Source organism: Aminobacter sp. P4_H6_2, from assembly GCF_056400805.1.
The window spans coordinates 1-4,563 of record NZ_JBFUKO010000446.1; the positions used below are offsets into that span (position 1 = coordinate 1).

The 4,563-nt window shown below is 59.7% G+C and carries 5 protein-coding genes; 4 read left to right on the forward strand and 1 reads right to left on the reverse strand.

What is annotated here, in order from left to right:
• Positions 1-174 precede the first annotated feature (174 nt).
• Positions 175-756 (forward strand): LabA-like NYN domain-containing protein, encoded by a 582-nt coding sequence (locus tag AC1DUU_RS23920; RefSeq protein WP_476785869.1) that lies wholly within the window; start codon positions 175-177, stop codon positions 754-756.
• Positions 756-1,421 carry a uracil-DNA glycosylase gene (locus AC1DUU_RS23925; protein ID WP_476785870.1) on the forward strand — a complete coding sequence of 222 codons (666 nt, stop codon included), beginning with the start codon at positions 756-758 and terminating at the stop codon, positions 1,419-1,421. The genes AC1DUU_RS23920 and AC1DUU_RS23925 overlap by 1 nt, the downstream gene beginning before the upstream one ends.
• A 44-nt stretch (positions 1,422-1,465) precedes the next feature.
• Here the strand turns inward: AC1DUU_RS23925 and AC1DUU_RS23930 are convergent, their stop codons facing one another.
• Positions 1,466-3,202 (reverse strand): hybrid sensor histidine kinase/response regulator, encoded by a 1,737-nt coding sequence (locus AC1DUU_RS23930; RefSeq protein ID WP_476785871.1) that lies wholly within the window; start codon positions 3,200-3,202, stop codon positions 1,466-1,468.
• A gap of 128 nt (positions 3,203-3,330) precedes the next feature.
• Here AC1DUU_RS23930 and AC1DUU_RS23935 point away from each other — a divergent pair, with 128 nt between their 5' ends.
• Together AC1DUU_RS23935 and AC1DUU_RS23940 are read left to right on the forward strand one after the other, a co-directional pair.
• Positions 3,331-3,990, forward strand: a complete 660-nt coding sequence (locus AC1DUU_RS23935; RefSeq protein WP_476785872.1) for a response regulator — start codon at positions 3,331-3,333, stop codon at positions 3,988-3,990.
• 165 nt (positions 3,991-4,155) lie between these two features.
• On the forward strand, positions 4,156-4,563 hold a 408-nt coding region (locus AC1DUU_RS23940; protein WP_476785873.1), incomplete at its 3' end, for a LysE family translocator.

Here is a 4,563-nt window from a genome sequence, read left to right on the forward strand (position 1 = left end):
AAATCCTGGCATCCATCCACCCATGATTTATTTACTGCCCCGCTACTCTCCCCCTCTTGGAATGACTCGCAGCGGGCGATATTTCCCACATTGGGGCAAGACATTGATTTGGGGGGAACGGGCGCTCGGTTCAGCGTATTTGGCGACAGCCTATTTCAACAAGGATATTTTCCTATGTTTGATCCTCGCGAGAAAATCGCACTTTTTATCGACGGCGCCAATCTCTACGCGACGTCCCGCGCTCTCGGCTTCGACATCGACTACCGCAAATTGCTTTCCAGCTTCCAGAAGCGCGGCTATCTGCTGCGCGCCTATTACTACACGGCGCTCGTCGAGGATCAGGAATACTCCTCGATCCGCCCGCTGATCGACTGGCTCGACTATAACGGCTTCAAGGTCGTCACCAAGCCGGCCAAGGAGTTCACTGACGCCACCGGCCGGCGCAAGATCAAGGGCAACATGGACATCGAGCTGACTGTCGATGCCCTCGAACTCGCCGATGTCGTCGACCACTATGTCATCTTCTCGGGCGACGGCGATTTCCGCACGCTCGTCGAAGCGTTGCAGCGCCGTGGCCGCAAGGTCTCGGTGATCTCGACCATGGCCTCGCAACCGCCAATGATTTCAGACGATCTGCGCCGCCAGGCCGACCATTTCATCGATCTTGTGACACTCAAAGCCGAGATCGGTCGCGAGCCCTCCGAGCGACCGGTCCGCAAGGTCGACCCGGTCGAACCGACGCCAGAAGACATTTGATGCACAGTCCCCGGTCTGCGCTCCCGGTCGATCCCGACCGGGATTGCCCGCTCTGCCCTCGCCTGCATGATTTCATCGCCAGCTGGCGGCAGCGCGAGCCGGGCTGGTACAACGCGCCCGTACGTTCCTTCCTGCCACCGGAGGGCGAAGACGCCGTGCGTTTCCTGATCGTCGGGCTGGCGCCGGGCGTTCGCGGAGCAAACCGCACCGGCCGCCCCTTCACCGGCGACTATGCCGGCGAGTTGCTCTACTCAACGCTCAAGCGTTTCGGCATGGCGCGCGGCGAGTTCGAAGCGCGGCCGGACGACAGCCTGGAATTGATCGGCACGGCCATCACCAACGCCGTGCGCTGCGTGCCGCCTGACAACAAGCCGGTGGGCGCCGAGATCAACACCTGCCGCACCTTCCTGGTGCCGACGATTGCGCGCTTTCCCAACCTGAAAGCGATCCTGACGCTCGGCTCGATCGGCCATCAGTCGACGGTACGTGCACTCGGCGCACGAGTAGCTGCCGTACCTTTCAAGCATGGTGCCCGTCACGATGTCGGCAATCTCGCGGTGTTTTCGAGCTACCATTGCTCGCGCTACAACACCAACACCGGTGTCTTGACGGAACAAATGTTCGTCAATGTTTTCCGTGATGTAGCCGAATACCTGGAGAAATAACGCCTTCGCAGACGAGCTGGAAGCCGGCTTGCCTCGTTTCGTCCTCAATCCAAGGCGGCGGCAATCGCTTCACGAAGCTCCTCACCGGTGATCGGTTTGTGAAGAATCCGGTTCCCGCTGGCGCTCACCTCTTGCAACCGCGATGGCGAAGTGTCGCCAGTGACAATGAGGGCTGGAACGACGCGACCAATATAGGCGCAAAGAACCTGTATTGCGTCCAGGCCGGTGGCGCCATGGGCCAGGCGGTAGTCGGAGATGATCAGATCGACCGGCGCGTTGCCGTGCCTGCTGGCCTGTAGATGGATTTTTTGCACCTCTTTGGCAGATCTGCCTGCGTAGACACGATGACCATCCAGTTTAAGCAACTGCACCATGGCATCGAGAACGTCTCCTTCGTCTTCCACCACCATGACGCCTGCGGCCATAGCGTTGGTGGGTATCTCTGCGCGGGACAGAAGAGACGTCGTTACGGCTCGAGGAACCGCAACAGAAAACATCGAACCGCGCCCGAGCGCGGACGTCAGCTTCAGCGGGTGTTTAAGCAACTCGGCGGTGCGGCGAACAATAGCGAGACCTAGCCCAAGGCCCTGGGTACGATCCCGCCCAGGGTTTTGCAGCTGCACGAACTCCTCGAAAACCGTAACCTGCTGATCAATAGGAATACCAGGGCCGGTGTCCAGGACCTGGATTTCCACCAAATCGCCGCGCCGGCGGCAACCCAGCAGAACTCCACCCTCCTTGGTATAGCGAAAAGCGTTCGATAGCAGGTTGTTGAGGATTCGCTTGAGCATCATCGGGTCACTTTCGACGGACAGGTCGCTGTCGATCGCCCGCCATTGAAGACCACGCTGTTTCGCCTCCGCAGCAAATTCGTCCCGGAAATTGCTGAAAAGCTCGCGCAACTCCACCGCTTCTTTTGAAACGGTGACAATACCGGCGTCGAGCTTGGAGATATCGAGCAACGCGTTCAGGAGCCCGCTCAGGTCGCCAATGATGGATTTCGCCCTGCCTGCCAGGTCGAGAGCCTGGCTGGACGGTACGTCGCCGCGCTGCCCGAGCACTGCGACGGTCGAAACTAGCAGGCTCAGGGCATGGATCGGCTGGCGCAGATCATGGCTGGCTGCCGCCAGAAAACGTGTCTTGGCGCGATCCGCGGCCTGCGCACGGTCACGCTCTTCTTGCAGGTGCTCGACGAGCCTTTCATTTTCCAAGCGCAAGCCAATGGTCTCGCRCAGCATGCGGTAGGCGACGCGGCCATAGTAGAAATTGATGACCACAAGGGACACGAGCAGGAACAGGAATCCGGCGGAAATGCTGCTTCCGGTTGTCATGACGCGCGCGGCGACAGGCAAAACCGTGGCGAGGATCGAACCGACCAGTGCGGGCGGAAAAGCCGAAAGCGACGGCACCGTGCCGCAGACGAGGCCGGTCAGCACGACGACCGTGAAAGAAAGCAACAGAGGCTCTTCAGGAAGGAAACCTACCCAACCGAATATGCCCCACAGCAGGCCCGAGACTGAGGAAAATCCAGCTGCGAGCCATGCCCACCGCAAGATAGATGCCGAATCGCGCGTGCGGCTGAAAAAGCGGCGGGACGCGACCACGCGAATGGCCGTCAGCAGATAAAGCGCACCGAGCCAGCCGGCCAGCCAAGTCGTGGAAATGCCGCTGCTCAAGACATATACGGCCGCGAGAGAAATGACGACGTTGGAGATGACGACGCCATAGGAGTTGCGATACAGAAGCTCGACGAGAGCCTGTCGAATCTTGTCTTCCTGCATCGGCCCCTCCAAATGCCAGACAAAGATCATCCAGCGTCCTTCCCAAGGAGTGTTGATCTAAAGGAAATTTGTTTCCCATACGTTGGCAATCATGGAACGTGCACCGCTGCCTCATGAATGGTGATCAGATGAACCGCCCCCTCACCATCATCATCGCCGACGACCACGCCATTGTGCGCGAGGGGTTGAAGCTACTGATCTCGACGATGGAGAACATGTCGGTCGTGGCAGAAGCAGCCGACGGCGAAGCTCTGCTGGAGCTCATAAGAAACATGCGCGCCAACCTTTTGATCCTCGATCTCGGCATGCCGGGCGTTGCTGGGCTCCAGTTCATTGCCGACATAAAGGCACTGGCGCCTCGCATGAAAATTCTGGTCCTGACAGCGAATATCGAACCGAGAACGGTACGCGCTGCCCTTTTGGCCGGCGCCAGTGCTTACCTGACCAAGGACGGCAATCCCGAGGAACTCGGTGCGGCCATCGAAGCAGTCAGGAAGGGGGAGACCTACCTGGCGCAAACCGTTCGCTTTGCGATCAGCGAGCCGACCCGAAACAGCAGGCCATCGGCAGCGCAGGAAATCCTCTCGCCGGTCCCGCTGACCCGGCGGGAGCGAGAAATCCTGATGCTGGTGGCGCAAGGACTGACTGCCCGTGAAATCGCGGAGCGGTTGGGCATCAGCCCGGCGACGGCGCGCAAGCATCGCGAAAACCTGATGGGCAAGCTCAATCTCCATAGTGCCGCCGAACTGACCGCCTATGCGGTGCGCTTGGGAATGCCCACGACATGACACCGGCGCGCCGCGTCCGCAGCCGCAATCCCGTGTAAATATCTGCTTAACCAATAATAGATTAGCCAAAACCGAGCGCGATCCAAATACGGCATCTGCCGTATGTCTTCTGCCGTGAGCCGAGCCTATTCCTCCCCCCGTCTGGATCGTCTGGGAGGAACCTTGATGACGTCGTTGGAGTTGTGGATTCCGTTCGCTGTCGCAACGCTTGCATTCGCATGCATGCCTGGGCCGGCGATATTGTACATGACCGCCCAGACCGCCGCCCTTGGCCGCAGGGCCGGATTGATGGCCGCGCTTGGCGTTCATATTGGCTGCTATGCCCACATCATCGCTGCCGCCATCGGCCTCGCCTCGCTGATGGAGCAAGCGCCGATGGCCTATGCGGCCATCAGGCTTGCCGGCGCGGCCTATCTGGTATGGCTCGGCCTCACCATGTTCCTTGGCTGGAGCAAGACCGCCAATGAAGCAGGAAGTCGAGCTTCAAACACTTTGCGCGACAGCATCGTGGTGGAGGTCCTCAATCCCAAGACGGCGCTGTTTTTCCTGACCTTTCTTCCGCAGTTCGTCGAC